This window comes from Kocuria sp. WN036 (assembly GCF_002287015.1).
GTDB lineage: Bacteria > Actinomycetota > Actinomycetes > Actinomycetales > Micrococcaceae > Kocuria > Kocuria rosea.
In genome coordinates this window covers 15861-31749 of sequence record NZ_NSKF01000011.1, presented here as the reverse complement: position 1 = coordinate 31749, position 15889 = coordinate 15861, and the positions used below count along the sequence as shown (strand labels likewise).

11 protein-coding genes are annotated in these 15889 nt (G+C 74.3%); 4 read left to right on the top strand and 7 right to left on the bottom strand.

The genetic code is table 11. The features are described from left to right. Positions 1-16: 16 nt before the first annotated feature. The 3 genes from CK505_RS08670 to CK505_RS08660 all read right to left on the bottom strand — a co-directional run bounded on the left by CK505_RS08670 (position 17) and on the right by CK505_RS08660 (position 3972). The gene (locus CK505_RS08670; RefSeq protein ID WP_095650825.1) at positions 17-2140 is read right to left on the bottom strand and encodes a fructose-specific PTS transporter subunit EIIC; all 2124 of its coding nucleotides are present in this window, start codon (positions 2138-2140) and stop codon (positions 17-19) included. A 69-nt stretch (positions 2141-2209) separates the two neighbouring features. Further along, complete coding sequence (locus CK505_RS08665; RefSeq protein ID WP_095650824.1) at positions 2210-3184, bottom strand: 1-phosphofructokinase family hexose kinase; 975 nt, start codon at positions 3182-3184, stop codon at positions 2210-2212. Then, positions 3181-3972, bottom strand: coding sequence for a DeoR/GlpR family DNA-binding transcription regulator (locus CK505_RS08660; RefSeq protein ID WP_017832768.1), 792 nt, complete (start codon positions 3970-3972; stop codon positions 3181-3183). Before CK505_RS08660 ends, CK505_RS08665 begins: the two co-directional genes overlap by 4 nt. A 227-nt stretch (positions 3973-4199) precedes the next feature. On the opposite strand from CK505_RS08660, the gene CK505_RS08655 reads away from it, so the two are divergent. The 4 genes from CK505_RS08655 (at position 4200) to CK505_RS08640 (ending at position 9038) form a co-directional block, all read left to right on the top strand. Then, on the top strand, positions 4200-5933 hold the full coding sequence (locus CK505_RS08655) for an ABC transporter ATP-binding protein (RefSeq protein WP_095650823.1): 1734 nt from the start codon (positions 4200-4202) through the stop codon (positions 5931-5933). Continuing rightward, the gene (locus CK505_RS08650; protein WP_017832770.1) at positions 5933-7891 is read left to right on the top strand and encodes an ABC transporter ATP-binding protein; all 1959 of its coding nucleotides are present in this window, start codon (positions 5933-5935) and stop codon (positions 7889-7891) included. The genes CK505_RS08655 and CK505_RS08650 overlap by 1 nt, the downstream gene beginning before the upstream one ends. Next, positions 7878-8333, top strand: a complete 456-nt coding sequence (locus tag CK505_RS08645) for a DUF3817 domain-containing protein (RefSeq protein WP_095650822.1) — start codon at positions 7878-7880, stop codon at positions 8331-8333. Before CK505_RS08650 ends, CK505_RS08645 begins: the two co-directional genes overlap by 14 nt. A gap of 102 nt (positions 8334-8435) precedes the next feature. Beyond that, a complete protein-coding gene (locus CK505_RS08640) occupies positions 8436-9038 on the top strand; it encodes a TIGR03085 family metal-binding protein (RefSeq protein ID WP_017832772.1) in 603 nt (200 codons plus the stop codon). A gap of 70 nt (positions 9039-9108) precedes the next feature. On the opposite strand, the gene CK505_RS08635 is transcribed toward CK505_RS08640, so the two are convergent. The 4 genes from CK505_RS08635 to opgC all read right to left on the bottom strand — a co-directional run bounded on the left by CK505_RS08635 (position 9109) and on the right by opgC (position 15852). Further along, complete coding sequence (locus tag CK505_RS08635) at positions 9109-11301, bottom strand: L,D-transpeptidase family protein (RefSeq protein ID WP_095650821.1); 2193 nt, start codon at positions 11299-11301, stop codon at positions 9109-9111. 20 nt (positions 11302-11321) lie between these two features. Then, on the bottom strand, positions 11322-11969 hold the full coding sequence (locus CK505_RS08630; RefSeq protein WP_095650820.1) for a hypothetical protein: 648 nt from the start codon (positions 11967-11969) through the stop codon (positions 11322-11324). A gap of 156 nt (positions 11970-12125) precedes the next feature. Continuing rightward, the gene (locus CK505_RS08625; protein WP_095650819.1) at positions 12126-13181 is read right to left on the bottom strand and encodes a glycoside hydrolase family 26 protein; all 1056 of its coding nucleotides are present in this window, start codon (positions 13179-13181) and stop codon (positions 12126-12128) included. A 232-nt stretch (positions 13182-13413) separates the two neighbouring features. Continuing rightward, entirely contained in the window at positions 13414-15852 is a 2439-nt protein-coding gene (opgC, locus tag CK505_RS08620) for an OpgC domain-containing protein (protein WP_095650818.1), read from the bottom strand. Positions 15853-15889: the final 37 nt, after the last annotated feature.

The following is a 15889-nucleotide window of genomic DNA, read 5'->3' as shown; positions in this document are numbered from 1 at the left end:
GGCCAGTGCGCACCGCTCAGGCGGTGGTCGGCACAGCGGCGGCGTCCTCGCGCGAGCGGGTGGCGTCGGCCACCCGGCCGTGCGCACCGCCCACGTGCTTGAGGGCGACGACGATGCCTGCTGTGACCACGGTACCGACAACCACCGCGAGCAGGAACATCAGCGGGTTGCCGATCACCGGCAGGATCCACACCCCGCCGTGCGGCGCGGCGGAGGTGACGCCCGTGGCCATGCTGATCGCGCCGGTCACGGCGCCGCCGACCATGGATGCGGGGAGCACGCGCAGCGGGTCGGCCGCGGCGAACGGGATGGCGCCCTCGGAGATGAAGGAGGCTCCCAGCAGCCACGCGGCCTTGCCGTTCTCCCGCTCGGCCACCGTGAAGTAGCGCTTGGCCACCGTCGAGGCGAGGGCCATGGCCAGCGGGGGCACCATGCCGGCGGCGATGACCGCGGCCATGATCTCCTGCGGGGCGGTGTTGGCGACGGTCGCGGCCCCGAGGCCTGCGGCGGCGAACGTGTAGGCGACCTTGTTGATCGGCCCGCCCAGGTCCGAGCCCATCATCAGGCCGAGGATCGCGCCGAGCGCCAGCGCACTGGCACCGGTCATGCCGTTGAGGACCTCGGTCAGCCACGCCATGAAGGTGGCGATCGGCCCGCCCAGGACCAGCAGCAGCAGACCCGCGGCGAAGATCGTGGCGAGCAGCGGGATGATCACCACGGGCATCAGCGAACCCAGCCAGCGGGGCAGCCGGGGCTGCGCCAGCCAGTAGGCGGCGAGACCGGCCAGCAGACCGCCGACGATGCCGCCGAGGAACCCGGCGCCCATGAAATTCGCGACCAGGCCGGCCGCGAAGCCCGGGGCGATGCCGGGACGGTCGCTCAGGCCGTAGGCGATGTAGCCGGCCAGTGCGGGCACCAGCAGGCTCATGGCCAGGTTGCCCATCTTGAACAGGACCGCGCCGATGTACTGGGCGAGGGTGAACTCGCCGAGGTTCCAGATGGTGGAGCCGGTCAGCACGTCGTCGGCGATGTTGGCGATGTCCGCCCCGGCCACCATGAAGCCGAAGGCCATGAGCAGCCCGCCCGCGGCCACGAACGGGATCATGTAGCTGACACCGGTCATCACGGCCTTGCGGATGCGGGTCCCCCAGCCCTCGTTCGCGCCGCCGGTGGCGCCCTGGTCGGCGTCCCCGCCGGCCCCGCCCTGCACGCGCGGGGCGTTCGGGTTCCCGGCGTTGGCGAGGGCCTCCTCGATCATGACCTTCGGCTCGTCGATGCCGCGCTTGACCGGCGAGGCGACGAAGGGCTTGCCGGCGAACCGGGCGCGGTCCCGGACGTCGACGTCGGTCGCGAAGATCACCGCGTCCGCCGCGGCGATCGTGGCGGGGTCCAGCTTGGTGAAGCCGGCGGAGCCCTGGGTCTCGACCTGGAGGTCGACCCCCATGTCCTCGGCGGCGTAGGTCAGCCCGTCCGCCGCCATGTAGGTGTGGGCGATGCCGGTGGGGCAGGCCGTGACGGCCACGATCTTCTTGCCGGCGTGCGGGCCGGCGTCGCCCGCGGCCGGGGCGGCGGACGCCGGCGCGGCGCCCCCGTCCGCGGCCCGGGCGTCGACCGAGGCGGGCACCGCGGCGGCGGACGTGGCACCGGCGGTCGCCGGGCCGGTCGCGGAGGCGCCCTCGGCGGTCCCGCCGAGCCCCAGCGCGTCGTCGACGATCCGGACGACCTCCTGCTCGGACCGCGCGGCGCGCAGGGCGGCCACGAAGTCCTTCTTCATCAGCGAGCGGGCGAGCTTGGCCAGCAGCTTCAGGTGCGTCTGGTCGGCGCCCTCGGGCGCCGCGATGAAGAAGACGATGTCGGCGGGGCCGTCCTTGGCGCCCCAGGGGACGCCCTGCGCGAGCCGGGCCATGACCAGGGTCGGCTCGGTCACGGCGGCGGAGCGGCAGTGCGGGATCGCGATGCCGCCGGGGATGCCGGTGGCGGTCTTGTTCTCGCGGGCGATGGCGTCCGCCAGCAGCCCGTCGAGCTGCTCGGCGCGGCCGGTGCGCTGCACCAGGGCGGCGAGCCGGCCGATGACGGATTCCTTGTCTGCTCCCAGGTCCTGGTCGAGCGAGACCAGGTCGGGAGTGATGAGCTCGGACACGATGTCCTCCTTGAGCGGCCGGGCCGGTGGCCCGGGTGGTTCGGATGAGGTGGGGTGGAGTGGTTCGGTTCAGCCGGAGACGGCGCGCGCGGGGAGCTCCCGCACGGTGACCGCCTCGGGGGTGGTCTCGGAGAGGGTGGGGACCCGGGTGCCCGGCAGCGCGGCCGCCGCGGACCCGGAGGCCACGGCCTGCCGCAGGCACTCCGGCGCCGCGTCCCCGCGCTCCTGGGCGATGAGGTAGCCCGAGAGCGAGCTGTCGCCGGCGCCCACGGTGGAGTGCACGGCCACGGGGGCGTGGACGGCGTGCCAGGAGCCCTCCGGGACGGTGAGCACGGCCCCGCCGGCCCCGAGGGTCGTGAGGACCGCGCCCAGGCCGCGGTCCACGAGCGCGGCGGCGGTGGCGGCCGCGAGGTCGGGGTCCGCCTCGAGCCGTTCGCCGTCGACCGTCCCGACGAGCTCGGCGAGCTCCTCGCCGTTGGGCTTGATGAGGTCGGGCAGGGCGTCGTCGCCGGACACGGCGCCCCGCAGCGCCGCCCCGGAGGTGTCCACGGCGAACAGGGGCGAGCGCTCCCCCAGGGCCGTGCGGACCCGGCGGACGATCCGGGCGTAGACGTCCTCCGGGGCGCCGGGCGGCAGCGAGCCGGCCAGGACCACCCAGGAGGCGTCCGCGCCGCGGTGCACCAGGAGCTCGACGACGGCGTCGACGTGCTCGGTGCCCAGCGGCGCACCCGGGGCGTTGATCTTGGTGGTGGTGCCGTCCGGCTCGGTGATCGTGATGTTCGAGCGGATCGGGGCGCCCACGGGGACCGCCTCGTAGGGGACCTCGGCCGCGGTGAGCTCCGCCAGCAGCGGATCGCCGGGGTCGCCCGGCAGCACGGCCAGGGTCGGGACGCCGCTCCCCCGCAGCGCCCGGGAGATGTTCACGCCCTTGCCGCCGGCGTCCTGCCGGGCGCCGTCGGCGCGCTGGACGGCGCCGCGGCGCAGCGGCGCCGGGAGCTCGACCGTGCGGTCGAGGGACGGGTTGAGGGTGACGGTGAGGATCACGCGATCACCACCTCGACGTCGGCCTCCTCGAGGGCGGCGGCCAGCTCGGGGCCGGGGGCCCGGTCGGTGATGAGGGTGTCGATCTCGTCGAGCGACGCGAAGCGCATGAGGGTCTCCTGATCGTGCTTGGCCGAGTCGCAGAGGACCACGACCCGGCGGGAGGTCTGGATGATGGCGGTCTTGACGACCGCCTCGATGGGGTCCGGGGTGCTCAGCCCGAACGCGGCGTGGATCCCGTTGCAGCCCACGAACGCGAGGTCCGGGCGCAGGCGGGTGTAGTGCTCCGCGGCCCGTCCGCCGGCGGCGGCCCAGGTGAGCTTGCGGACGCGCCCGCCGACGAGCTCGAGCCCGATGCCCGAGGCGTCGGCGAGCTTGGCGGCGATGTGCAGGGCGTGGGTGATGATGAGCTGCTCCTGCCCGTCCGGCAGGGTGGAGTCGGTGCGGACGATGAGGTCGGCCAGGGCCTCGACGGTGCTGCCGGCGTCGAGCACGACGGCCCCGGCCCCGCTGGTGCGCAGGAGGTCGAACGCCGCCTGCGCGATCCGCCGCTTCTCCGGGGTGTTCAGGTGCTTGCGGGACGAGATGGCCTTCTCGTCGGACGTCGACTGGTCCGCGGAGACGGCGCCCCCGTGCACCCTGCGGAGCCTGCCCGCGGCCTCGAGGGCCGCGAGGTCGCGCCGGACCGTCTCCATGGTGACGTCGAAGCGGCGTGCCAGGTCCGCGCCGTTGACCCGGCGAGTCGTGAGCACCAGCTCGGCGATCTCGGCCTGGCGTTCTTCTGCGAACATGGCATGCACCTCACGGACGGGAACGATGGGCTGTCTTTGCGTTCCCTTGAGTTTATGTGAGTTCGTGTGGTTTTACCAGGGGTTGTGGTGATCCACTTCACGAAAGGCCACAATCGGCGGCGAGGCCCCGGCCGACCGGGCGGGGCACGGTGTCCGCGCCCCGGCGTAGCCTGGATCACGGACCGCCCGGTCCGCCCCGCCCGTCCCGCCACCAGGAGCGGACGCCCATGCTTCTCCGTCTCGTCCGGCAGCACACCGGCCGCTACCTGCCGTGGGTCCTGGCCGTCGTCGCGCTCCAGCTGGTCGCCACGATCGCCGCGCTGCTGCTGCCGAGCCTCAACGCGCGGATCATCGACGAGGGCGTCGTCCGGGGCGACACCGGCCTGATCCTGCGCGTCGGGGAGGTGATGCTCGGCGTCGCGCTCCTGCAGGTGGCGGCCGCCGTCGCCGCGGTGTACTGCGCGGCCCGGGCGGCGATGGGCACCGGCCGCGATCTCCGCCGCGCCGTGCACCGGCAGGTCGGCTCCTTCGGCTCCCGGGAGGTCAACGGCTTCGGGGCCCCCACCCTCATCACGCGGGGCACCAACGACGTCCAGCAGATCCAGATGCTCGTGCTCATGGGGCTCAACTTCATGGTGGCGGCGCCCATCATGTGCGCCGGCGGGATCGTGATGGCCCTCCGGGAGGACGCCGGGCTCTCCTGGCTCGTGTGGGTGTCGGTGCCCGTGCTCGGGATCGCGGTGGGCGTGCTGGTGGGCCTGCTCATGCCCCTCTTCCGGCTCATGCAGGGGCGGATCGACCGGATCAACGCGGTGCTGCGCGAGCAGATCGTCGGCATCCGGGTGGTGCGGGCCTTCGTGCGGGAGGACCACGAGCGCCGCCGCTTCGCGGCCGCCAACCGGGAGCTCACCGACGTGTCGGTGCGCATCGGCTCCCTGTTCGTGCTGATGTTCCCGGTCATCACCATGATCCTGCACCTGGCCACCGCCGCCGTGCTGTGGTTCGGCGGCCAGCGGGTGGGGGCCGGGCAGATCCAGGTCGGCTCGCTCACCGCGTTCCTGCAGTACCTCCTGCAGATCCTGACGGCCGTGATGATGGGGACCTTCATGGTGATGATGGTCCCGCGCGCCATGGTGTGCGCCGAGCGCATCACCGAGGTCCTGCGCACCGAGCCCTCCCTGCGGGAGCCCGCCGCGCCCGTGGTCCCCGCCTCCCGGACCGGCGTGGTGGAGCTGCGCGACGTGACGTTCCGGTACCCCGGGGCGGAGCTGCCCGTGCTGGAGGGCGTGGGCTTCCGGGCCGGACCGGGCCGGACGACCGCCGTCGTCGGCGCCACCGGGTCGGGCAAGTCCACCCTCCTGCACCTCGTCCCCCGGCTGCTGGACCCCACCGGGGGCACGGTGGAGCTCGACGGCGTCCCGCTGCCCCGGCTGTCCCACGAGCAGATCGCCGCCCGGGTGGCCCTCGTGCCGCAGCGGCCGTACCTGTTCTCCGGCACCGTGGCCTCCAACCTCCGGCTCGGGGACGCCGGGGCGACGGACGAGGAGCTCTGGACCGCGCTGCGCACCGCGCAGGCGGAGGACTTCGTCCGCCGGATGCCCGGGGGGCTCGAGGCCCCGATCGCCCAGGGCGGCGTCAACGTCTCCGGCGGGCAGCGGCAGCGGCTGTGCATCGCACGGGCGCTGGTGGCCCGCCCGGTGGTGTACCTCTTCGACGACTCGTTCTCCGCCCTGGACGTGGCCACCGACGCCCGGCTGCGCGCCGCCCTCGTGCCGGCCACCCGGGACGCGACCGTCCTGGTCGTGGCCCAGCGCGTGTCCACCGTCCGGGACGCGGACCAGATCCTCGTCCTGGACGCCGGGCGGATCACGGCGCGCGGGACCCACGACGAGCTGCTGGCCTCCTCCGGCACCTACCGGGAGATCGTCGAGTCGCAGACCCGCGCGGAGGAGGTGGCCTGATGGCCGCGCCCGCCCCGCCGCGCAGGCCCCAGCACTTCTGGTCCTCCGCCGGACGGCTGCTGGGCCTGCTCGCCCCGCAGCGGCGGGCGCTGGCGCTCGTCCTCCTGGCCGGGACCGTGTCCGTGGCGCTCAACGTCTGGGCCCCGCTCGTCCTGGGCCGGGCGATGGACGTGATCTTCACGGGGGTGCTCGGCCGGGACATGCCCGCGGGCGCGACACGGGAGGAGGTGGCCCAGGACCTGCGGGACCGGGGCGAGCAGAACCTCGCGGACCTGGTCTCCGCCGCGGACGTCGTCCCCGGGGCGGGCATCGACTTCTCCGCGCTCGCCCGGCTGATCGCGGCGGTGCTGGTCATGTACCTGGTGGCCTCGCTGCTGATGTGGGCGCAGGGCTGGCTGCTCAACCGCCTGGTCATGCAGGTGGTCCACGACCTGCGCAGCGCGGTCGAGGACAAGCTGAACCGGCTGCCGCTGGGGTGGTTCGACACCCGTGAGCGCGGGGACGTGCTCTCGCGGGTGACCAACGACGTCGACAACGTCCAGACGGCGCTGCAGCACTCCTTCGCCCAGCTGGTCCAGTCCCTGCTCACGGTGGTGGGCATCGTGATCATGATGTTCGTGGTGTCGTGGCAGCTGGCGCTCGTGGCCCTCGTCGCCCTCCCCCTGTCCGCGGGGGCCGCCGGGTTCATCGGGGTGCGCGCCCAGCGCCTGTTCACGGAGCAGTGGCGCGCCACCGGCGCCCTCAACGGGCACATCGAGGACTCGTTCTCCGGCCACGAGCTGATCAGGGTCTTCGGCCGCGAGCAGGAGATGGCCGAGCGCTTCGACGAGCGCAACGAGGAGCTGTACCGGGCGGCCTTCGGGGCACAGTTCGTCTCCGGCACGATCATGCCCGTCATGCAGTTCATCTCCTACCTCTCCTACGCGGGCATCGCCGTGCTCGGCGGGCTGCGCGTGGCCTCCGGGCAGCTGAGCCTCGGGGCGGCGACCGCGTTCATCCAGTACTCGCGGGAGTTCACCCAGCCCCTGTCCCAGATGGCGGGCATGGCCAACACCCTGCAGTCCGGGGTGGCCTCCGCGGAGCGCGCCTTCGAGCTGCTCGACGCCCCGGAGCAGCAGGCCGACGCTACCCGCGCCCGCCTGCCCGCACGCTCCCCCGGCCGGGTGCGCTTCGAGCACGTCTCCTTCTCCTACGTCCCGGGAACCCCGCTCCTCCAGGATCTGACCTTCGAGGCGCTCCCCGGCCGGACCGTGGCCGTCGTGGGGCCCACCGGCGCCGGCAAGACGACGCTCGTGAACCTGGTGCTGCGCTTCTACGAGCTCGACGCCGGGCGGATCACGCTGGACGGCGTGGACATCACCGACCTCTCCCGCGCCGAGCTGCGCTCCCGGGTCGGGATGGTCCTGCAGGACGCCTGGCTGTTCGGCGGGACCATCCGGGAGAACATCCGCTACGGACGGCTGGACGCCACGGACGAGGAGGTGCTCGAGGCCGCCCGGGCGACCCTCGTGGACCGCTTCGTGCGCGCGCTGCCGGAGGGCTACGACACCGTGATCGACCCGGAGGGCAGCAACGTGTCCGTGGGCGAGCGGCAGCTCATCACCATCGCCCGGGCCTTCCTGTCCGACCCCTCCCTGCTGATCCTGGACGAGGCGACATCCTCGGTGGACACCCGCACCGAGGTGCTCGTGCAGCAGGCCATGGCCGCGCTGCGCAGCGACCGGACCTCGTTCGTCATCGCGCACCGTCTCTCCACCGTCCGCGACGCGGATATCATCCTGGTGATGGAGGACGGCCGGATCGTGGAGCGGGGCGCCCACGACGACCTGCTCGCCGCCCGGGGCGCCTACGCCGCGCTGCACGCGAGCCAGTTCGCGGCTCCGGCGGTCCCCGACGACGCCCCCACCGACCAGCAGCCCCTCGACGTGCAGGAGAGCACCACCCATGACACCCCGTGAACTCTACGGCCGCTTCGCCCTCGCGGAGGCGGTGACCTGGACGCTGCTGATCCTCGGCATGGTCCTGAAGTACACGGGGGTCTCGGAGTCCTTCGTGCCGGTCTTCGGCATGCTGCACGGGGTCGTGTTCCTGGGCTACTGCGTGGTGACCTGCTTCGTCTGGGTGGACCAGCGGTGGTCGGCGGGCTTCGGGGCCCTGGGCCTGGCCAGCGCGGTCGCCCCCTGGGCCACGATCCCCTTCGAGCGCCGCGCCGAGCGCACGGGCCGGCTCGCCGGCGGATGGCGCCTGGCCCCCGGCGGCGACCGTCCCGCCACCGTGCCGGAGCGGCTGGAGGCCTGGTCCCTCCGCAGCCCGTGGCTGGCCGTGGCGGCGGGCGCGGTCGTGGTGGCGGGCCTCACCTCGGTGCTCCTGTACCTGGGACCGCCCGTCCCCCGCGGCTGAGCCCGGCCCGGCCGCGCCGGTTCCTGGCGGGCCCGCACCCGGTATAGCGTGGACGCCAGGACGGCCCCGCCGACCGACGGCGGCGCCACGAGGAGGATCCACGTGACCAATTTCGCCAACGTCGAGCGCCGGCACCTCGCCGCGCTCCTGCGCCGACTGGGCCCCGACGCCCCGACCCTGTGCGAGGGCTGGAGGACCCGCGACCTCGCCGTGCACCTCGTCGTGCGCTCCGGGCGGCCGGACGTCCTCGCCGGCCAGGTGCTCCCGCGGGTGCCCGTGCTGGGCGAGCGCGCCCGCCGCGCCGAGCAGGCCGTCGCCGGCCAGCCCTGGGAGGAGCTCGTGCGGAAGGTGGAGCACCCGCCGCTGTACTCGCCCGCGCGGCTCGGACCGGTGGACAAGCGGATCAACACCGTGGAGTACTTCGTCCACCACGAGGACGTCCGCCGGGCCCAGCCCGACTGGCACGAGCGCCCGCTGCTGCACGACGAGGAGCAGGCCCTGTGGCGGTCCCTGAGCCTGCTGGCCAAGGTGGTGCTCAAGGACGAGGAGGACACCGTGGTGCTCATCGCCCCGTCCTACGGCGCGGTGCGCGGCGGCCGCGGCAGGACGGGGACCGTGCGCGTGCTGCGCGCCGTGCCGAGCGAGCTGGTGCTGTGGGCCCTGGGCCGCCGGGAGCAGGCCCGGGTGGAGCAGTCCGTCGAGTAGCCCGTGACCCGCACCGACGACGGAGGGGGACCGCGCGCCGCGCGGTCCCCCTCCTGACGTCCCCGGCCCGTCAGCGGAACAGGTCCGCCCGGACGCCCATGATGATCCGGTCACCGGGGCGCGCGGTGCGCATGTACCGGGCGACCTCGTGCTCGTGCAGGGCGATGCACCCCGCCGTGGGCTTCTTGTTCGCGTGCAGGAAGATCGCGAACCCGTTGCCCTGGACGATGGACGAGTCGGGCGGGCGGTTGTAGTTGATCACCACGCCGAGCCGGTAGTCGCCGGACAGCGAGAAGTACCACATGTTCTCGTCCGGCCAGGTGTAGCCGGTGGACTCGAAGTACTTGTTGTAGAGCGTGCCCAGGCGGCCGCCCCACCGGGAGTTGGGGTTGAGCTGCCGGTAGGGCAGCGCGGTGCCCGGGTTGTAGACCCCGAAGGACTCCGTGACCGAGTACGAGCCCTGCGGGGAGAACAGGTACTGCGTGTGCCCCGAGGGCACCCCGGGCCGCTTGAACCCGCTGGCCCCCACGTAGGCGGACGTCCGCCACTCCTCGACGTAGCTTCCGCCGATCCGCACGCAGTTGACGAACGTGGCCTGCGAGCGCCCGTAGCCCTCGGCGATGGTCAGGGACACGCGCGCCGCGTTGCGGGTCGGCTGCACGGAGCGCCCCGTGTTGAGGTGGTGGCACTCGCCGCGGAACAGGTGCGTCCGGGCGCCGGTGGCGCGGCTCCAGGTGACGAGTCCCCGCTGGAACTTCTGGTGCACGGTGCCGGTGCCGACCTCGTCCGTGACGGGGTAGCCGAGCGACCCCCGCTCGCGTCCCGTGGCGATCCACCGCTGCCCGATCGCGCCCTTCGTCTTGACCGCCCGGGCCCCCGTCCCGGGGCTCCAGTAGATCGTGTGCGCCTTGGTGAAGGACTGGCGGCACCCGCCCCCGGCCAGCCCGCAGACCTCGTCGGTCGTGGGGTAGCCGTAGCTCCCGGCCTCGCGCCCGCCGAGCACCCACTTGTGGCCGATCGCGCCCCGGGTGTTGACCGTCCGCGCCCCGGTGGACGAGGTCCAGTAGATCGTCCGGTCCCCCGCGAAGGACTGGCGGCACCCGCCGGCCGCCCCGCAGACCTCGTCGGTCGTGGGGTAGCCGTAGGCCCCGGCCTCGCGCCCGCCGAGCACCCACTGGTGGCCGATCGCCCCCCGGGTGTTGACGGTCCGCGCCCCGGTGGAGGAGCTCCAGTAGATCGTGCGGGTCTTCGAGAAGGACTGCCGGCACCCGCCGCCCGTCAGGAGGCAGGACTCGTCGTCCACGGGCCAGCCCAGCTCGTCCACGCCGCCCGTGGAGCTCCACCGGTGCCCGATCGCGCCCCGCAGCTGCACGAAGTGCGCGCCGTGCGCCTCGGACCAGAGGACCACGCCCCTCTGGTGCGGCCACTCCCAGCCCCCCTTCCAGGGGCGCATCTCCCCGGTCGGCTCCCCGGTCCTGGCGGACGCCCGGGCCGCGGCGGCCTCCAGGGCCTGCCGGACCTCGGCGGGCACGTCCGCGTTCTCCGCGGCGGCCGCGGCGGCGGTCTCCTGCGACTCCGGCCGCGGTGCGGCCGGCCGCTCCTCGGCGGGCTCCGCGCCCGGGGAGGGCTCCGTCGTTGGCTCGGCGCCGTCCGTCGGCTCGGCCGGGACCGCCGCTTCCGTCGGCTCCCCCGAGGCGGTGGGCGCGGCGGAGGCCCCGGGGGGCTCCTGGTCCGGGGCGACCGTGAGCACGGCCCGGGCCGCCTCGCCCCCGGCGCCCAGCACGGCGTAGGCCACCTCCACCGAGGCGGCGTCGGCGGGCCGATCCGGAGCGGGCGTCAGGGCGAGGACCGGGTGGTCCGGGACCTCCCAGCCCTCGGGCAGGGCGTCGGGCTCCGTGTCCGGGGACACCACGCGCAGGGACCCGAGGTCCGTGCGCAGCTCGTCGACGAGCTCGTCCTCGGCCGCGCGGGCCGCGGGGTCCACGAGCAGGAGCCGCACCGTCGCGGGGTCCTCGAGGCCGTCGTTGGCGAGGACGTCGACGAGCGAGGTCTCCCGCTCGGGCACGGTCGACTCGTCGTCCACCGGCTCGAGCCGCACGGTCGCCGCGACGGCACCCGCCGTGGGTCCGGGGGTCGTCGTCGGACCGGCCGAGACGCCGGGGGCGGGCGCGGACGGCGCCGCGGACGCCCCCGGGGCACCGGCGAGGACGACCGCGAAGCAGGCCGCGACCGCGGCGGGGATGCGCAGAGCTGAGATCTTCATGGGGGGTCCCTTGCTGGGCTTCAGTCGGTGAACTCGACGTAGTGGTCGGGGGTGGTGTTGTCGAAGACGCGGACGGCCAGGTCGGCGTCGTGCTCCGCGGAGAAGGCGACCTCGAGGGAGGCGCTCCCGCCGGGGGCGATGGTCGGGAAGGTCTCCATCGGCACGCCCAGCGAGTCGTCGAAGACGGGGGGCGCCGGGGCCTCGCCGTCGACGGCGACCGGGAAGGACCACGGCACGGCGTCCACCGGGGCGGCCCCGGTGTTGGTGAGGGTCAGCGTGAACACCTGCACCGGGGTGCCGGGGGCGGCCCGGACGGGGCGCTCGCCGGTGGTGCCGGGGCGGGGGCCCTCCACGACCGCCTCGAGGGAGTCCTCGAGCCGCTGGGCGGCGCCGAAGGATCCGGCGGCGTCCCGGGTGGCGGTGTCGTCGTAGGGGGCCACGTCGTTGCCCGGCGGGGCCGGGCTGTCGCGGGGCGTCTCCGGCGTCGTGCTTCCGTCCGCCCCCGACGCGGGCGCGGAACCGGCCGTGGCCGCCGGCGGGCTCGCGCTGGACGCCGCGGTGGTGCCGGTCCCCCGGTCCTCGGCGCAGCCCGCCAGCGCGACGACGAGCAGCGCCGCGCAGACGGGTCCGAGCCGGCGGCCGGGGGGCGGGGTGAGGGGAACTGCCATGGGGGGGACTCCTCGACACGGTCCTGGGGGGACCGACCGGCGCCGCGCCGCCTCCGGATGAGCGGTGGCGCGGCGCCGGTCGTTGAGGGTCACGCTACACGCGCGGTTTGCTTTTGTGATTCGCATGACCCGGTGTGGCGCGCGGCGCCGCGGTGCTCAGGGGCAGGGGCGCTTGGCGAGCTCGGCGGCCAGGGCATGGGCCGAGGCGGTGGAGGAGTTGATCCGCCAGTCCACCTCCTTGTCGAGGTGGAACCAGATGAGCCCCGTGACGTCGGGCTGCTGCGCGAGGTAGTACACCAGGTGCGCGTTCCACTCGGCCTTGGACCCGCCGGCCTCGGCGGTGGCGGTCTCGGCGACGACGATCTCCTTGCCCGGGGCCAGGCGCCGCATCTCGGACAGGCCGTAGGCGAACAGGTCCCACGGCTGCTGCCAGCTGGACCAGCTCTGGGAGGTGCCCCAGTTGTAGCCGTCCAGGGCCACGACGTCGACGTAGTCGGCGCCGGGGTAGAGCCCGTCCAGGGGCGTGGACCCGTAGTAGGGCACGTTCGGGTTCCAGACCCACTGGACGTTGTCGGCCCCCGCGCGGGTAAAGATGTCGTGGACGTGGCGCCAGGCGGCGACGTAGTCCCCGGCGCCGTTGCCGTTGACCCCCTCGGCCCACGGGTACCAGTTCCCGTTCATCTCGTGGCCGAAGCGCAGCATCACCGGGGATCCCCAGTCGGCCAGGCGGGTGGCCCAGTCGGTGATGTGGGCGTCGTGGGCGCCGGAGGCGATCGCGTCCAGGGAGTGGGCCGGCTGGTCGATCCCGCCGCCCCAGACCCACGGCTCCCAGGTCAGCAGGGTGGTGGCCCCGGCCGCGCGGGTCTGTTCGAGCTCCCAGTAGGGAACGGGCTGGGCGAAGTCCTTGTAGGAGAGGACGATCGACGGCTTCTCACCGGCCAGGGACGCCACCTCGGCGAGCTCGGTGGAGGCGGCGGGACCACCGGCCGTGCCGACGCCGAAGCGCAGGGGGCACGTGCGGACCTGGGGCTCGGCCGGCACGACGGCGGCCGTCGGGACCGGCTTCTTGGCCGGGGCGAGCGCCGCCGGTCCGGCCGGGAGGTGGACCGAGGGTGCCGCGTGCGCCGCGGGCACGGCGACGAGCCCCAGGGCCACGGCGGCGGCGGCCGCGGTGAGGGAGCACAGGACACGTGGGGGAACGAAAGCAGGCATGGGGGTTCTTCCGACGGGAGCGGGCTCCCCGCCGACGGCGAGCGCGCTGGGGGGTCTCGCACGGGGCCACGAGAATTAGCGAGCGCAAACTACCACCCGCGGGCGGCCGCTCCCCCACCCGCCCGCCGGCCGCGTCATACGCGCTGACCGGACGGGGGGTCCCTCCGTCACGGAACGACGCGGGCCGGCAGTGGACCACGGCCTGGGCCGGGCCGGGGCCGCCGGCTGCATCTCACCGGGGGACGAGCCGGAAGAGGAACCGGGTCCGGACCATGACCCACAGCAGGCCGAGGACCACCACGTAGGCGGCGGTGTTGAGCCACACGTCCCCCTGCTGGAGAGCGGGCACGTTGGCCACGGCCAGGATCAGGAACACGTGCACGATGAACACGTAGAGGGTGGCCCGTCCCAGCGGAACGAGGAACCACCCGAGCGCGCGCTCGAGCGGCCTCCAGTAGGCGCTGAGGACGGCGTAGCCGGCGATCACCACGAGGAGCACGTTCAGCAGCCGGCCGATCCCCAGGTAGGTCCGGCCGAAGTAGGCGTCGTAGACCGTGCGGAACGCCGGCTCCGGCAGCAGGGCCAGCCGGACGTCGTAGGCGCTGCTGGCGTAGGGACTCGACCAGGAGAACAGGGCGAGGGCGACGGCGAGCAGCAGGCAGGCGACGAGCAGCGGCCGGCGGCGCCGGTCGGCGAACCACGTGACGATCTGCCGCCGGTAGAACCCGGTGACCATGCCGAGCACGAAGAGCACCTGCCACACGAGCAGGGGGAACGAGTCCTCGAACTGGGAGGGCAAAAGGCGGATCCGGAAGACCGAGCCCGCGGCGTAGAGCCCGGCGCTGACCAGCAGGACCAGCCAGGCCCAGCCTCGGGCCAGGGCGGCGAGCACGAGGGGGCTCACCAGGAGGAGGATCACGTAGAGACCCATGATGTTGAACTGCCACGGGCCCACCTGCAGCAGCAGCACGGCAGGGATCAGCTGGGCCCGGACGGGGAACTCGAGGAGCCCGTCCATGCCCGCGTAGAGGTCGTACGTGGCGCCGGAGGCCCCCCTGCCGGCGGCGCCGGTGCCCTGGTCGGTGAACGTGGTGACGGCGCCCGCGTCCAGGAAGGGCAGCAGGCTGAGTCCGTAGACGAGCAGCACGACGACCAGCGCGGTGACGTAGAGCTTCCACGCCCGCGCGGCGGTGCGGTCGACGACGGTCCCCAGGTCGTCCTTCGTCCGGGGCCCGTAGACCATCCCCAGCACGGCCCCGGAGAGCAGGACGAACAGCTCGGCCCCCGAGACCACGCCCACGGTCTCCTGGGTCAGCAGCTGGAACAACGAGGTGAGGCCCACGTGGTTGACGACGACGAACACGATCGCGAGGCCCCGCAGCATGTCGATCCGGCTGTCGCGCGGGGCGGGCTCGGCGTACGCCCAGGCCCGGGCCGGCCCCCGCCGCGCCAGGAGCCAGAGGAGCGCGCCCGCGGCGAGCACGGCCGCCGCCGCGCCCCAGGCGGCCGGCCCCTCGAGGACGGCCCCCGCCGCCGCCGGACCGGCGCCCGGGAGCGGCGCCGCCGCCGTGACCGGCCCGCTGACCAGGGCGGAGTCCCGGAGCCGCTCGCCGACGGCCGCGGCCAGCCCGGGATCGGCCGTGATGCGCCAGTCGACGGTCACCGCACCGTCGTCGCGCTGCTCGACCGTCTCGTTCCACACGATCGCGCGGATGCGGTCGTGGTCGCCGGCGGCGACCGTCGCGAGCACCTGGTCCCACCAGGCCTCCTTGATGTCGCGCTCGGACGGGCCGTCCGTCCCCGGATCGTAGAAGGCGCCGGTCTCCACCATGAGCGGCTTCTCGCGGCCGACGGCGTACGCGGCGTAGAAGTCGTCCTGCCCCGCGGATCCGGCCGGCTCCCCGGAGCCCAGCATGGCGCCGAACGAGCCGGCCTCCGGCAGGACGTTGCGGGCCGGACCCGTGCCGGTCTCGTCGAGATAGGCCACCAGCCCCACCCAGTCGACCACGTCGTCGCCCGGGTAGTAGGGACCGTAGGGGTCGTCCTCCCGGTCCCAGACGCCGTCGGCGTTCGTGTCCGGGGCGGCCGGTCCACCGCTGCGCGCCGGGGCGCTGGACGAATCCCGGAAGGGGTAGTCCGTGCCGACCGTGGGCGACCAGACCATGACCGGGTCCGGGAGCTCGGCGTCGAGCGCGCTCGCCACCGTGCGGAACGCCTCCGTGTACGCCTCGGGCTGCTGCCCCCACGGCACCCAGGTGGTGTTCATCTGCGGGGCGAAGCGGACGAAGACCGTGCCGGGGAACCCCTCCGCGGCGTCCGCGAGCTGTCCTGCCAGGACCGCGGCCTGCGCCTGGTCCACCCGGTCCAGCGCGATCTCGGGGCGGACGGTGAGCAGGGCGTGGGCGCCCTGCGCGGAGACCTGGGAGAGGTAGTCCCGCAGGTGGCCCTGCTCCTGCTCGTCCATCGGCAGCGGGACGGGCCTGCCGTAGACGGCCGCCGGCGCGCCGAGACGCTCGGCGTGGCCGGCCGCCGTGTCCGTGCCCCAGTCCAGCAGGGCCCCCAGGTACGGGCCCTCTGGGCCCTCGTCCTCCGCGGCCCGGGCGGCCCCGGACGGCACGAGGAGGAGCGCGAGCAGGAGCAGGATCAGCGCCGCGGCGGCCGGGGGGCGCACGCGTCCTCGGACGATGGGTACCAGGGTGCCCTCCAGG

What these genes read in the sequence shown, in the direction of transcription:
- CK505_RS08645 (WP_095650822.1), top strand. Translation starts at nt 7,878, where the DNA reads ATGACACCCCGTGAACTCTACGGCCGCTTCGCCCTCGCGGAGGCGGTG.
- CK505_RS08625 (WP_095650819.1), bottom strand. Translation starts at nt 13,181, where the DNA reads ATGCCTGCTTTCGTTCCCCCACGTGTCCTGTGCTCCCTCACCGCGGCC.
- CK505_RS08635 (WP_095650821.1), bottom strand. Translation starts at nt 11,301, where the DNA reads ATGAAGATCTCAGCTCTGCGCATCCCCGCCGCGGTCGCGGCCTGCTTC.
- CK505_RS08660 (WP_017832768.1), bottom strand. Translation starts at nt 3,972, where the DNA reads ATGTTCGCAGAAGAACGCCAGGCCGAGATCGCCGAGCTGGTGCTCACG.
- CK505_RS08655 (WP_095650823.1), top strand. Translation starts at nt 4,200, where the DNA reads ATGCTTCTCCGTCTCGTCCGGCAGCACACCGGCCGCTACCTGCCGTGG.
- CK505_RS08650 (WP_017832770.1), top strand. Translation starts at nt 5,933, where the DNA reads ATGGCCGCGCCCGCCCCGCCGCGCAGGCCCCAGCACTTCTGGTCCTCC.
- CK505_RS08630 (WP_095650820.1), bottom strand. Translation starts at nt 11,969, where the DNA reads ATGGCAGTTCCCCTCACCCCGCCCCCCGGCCGCCGGCTCGGACCCGTC.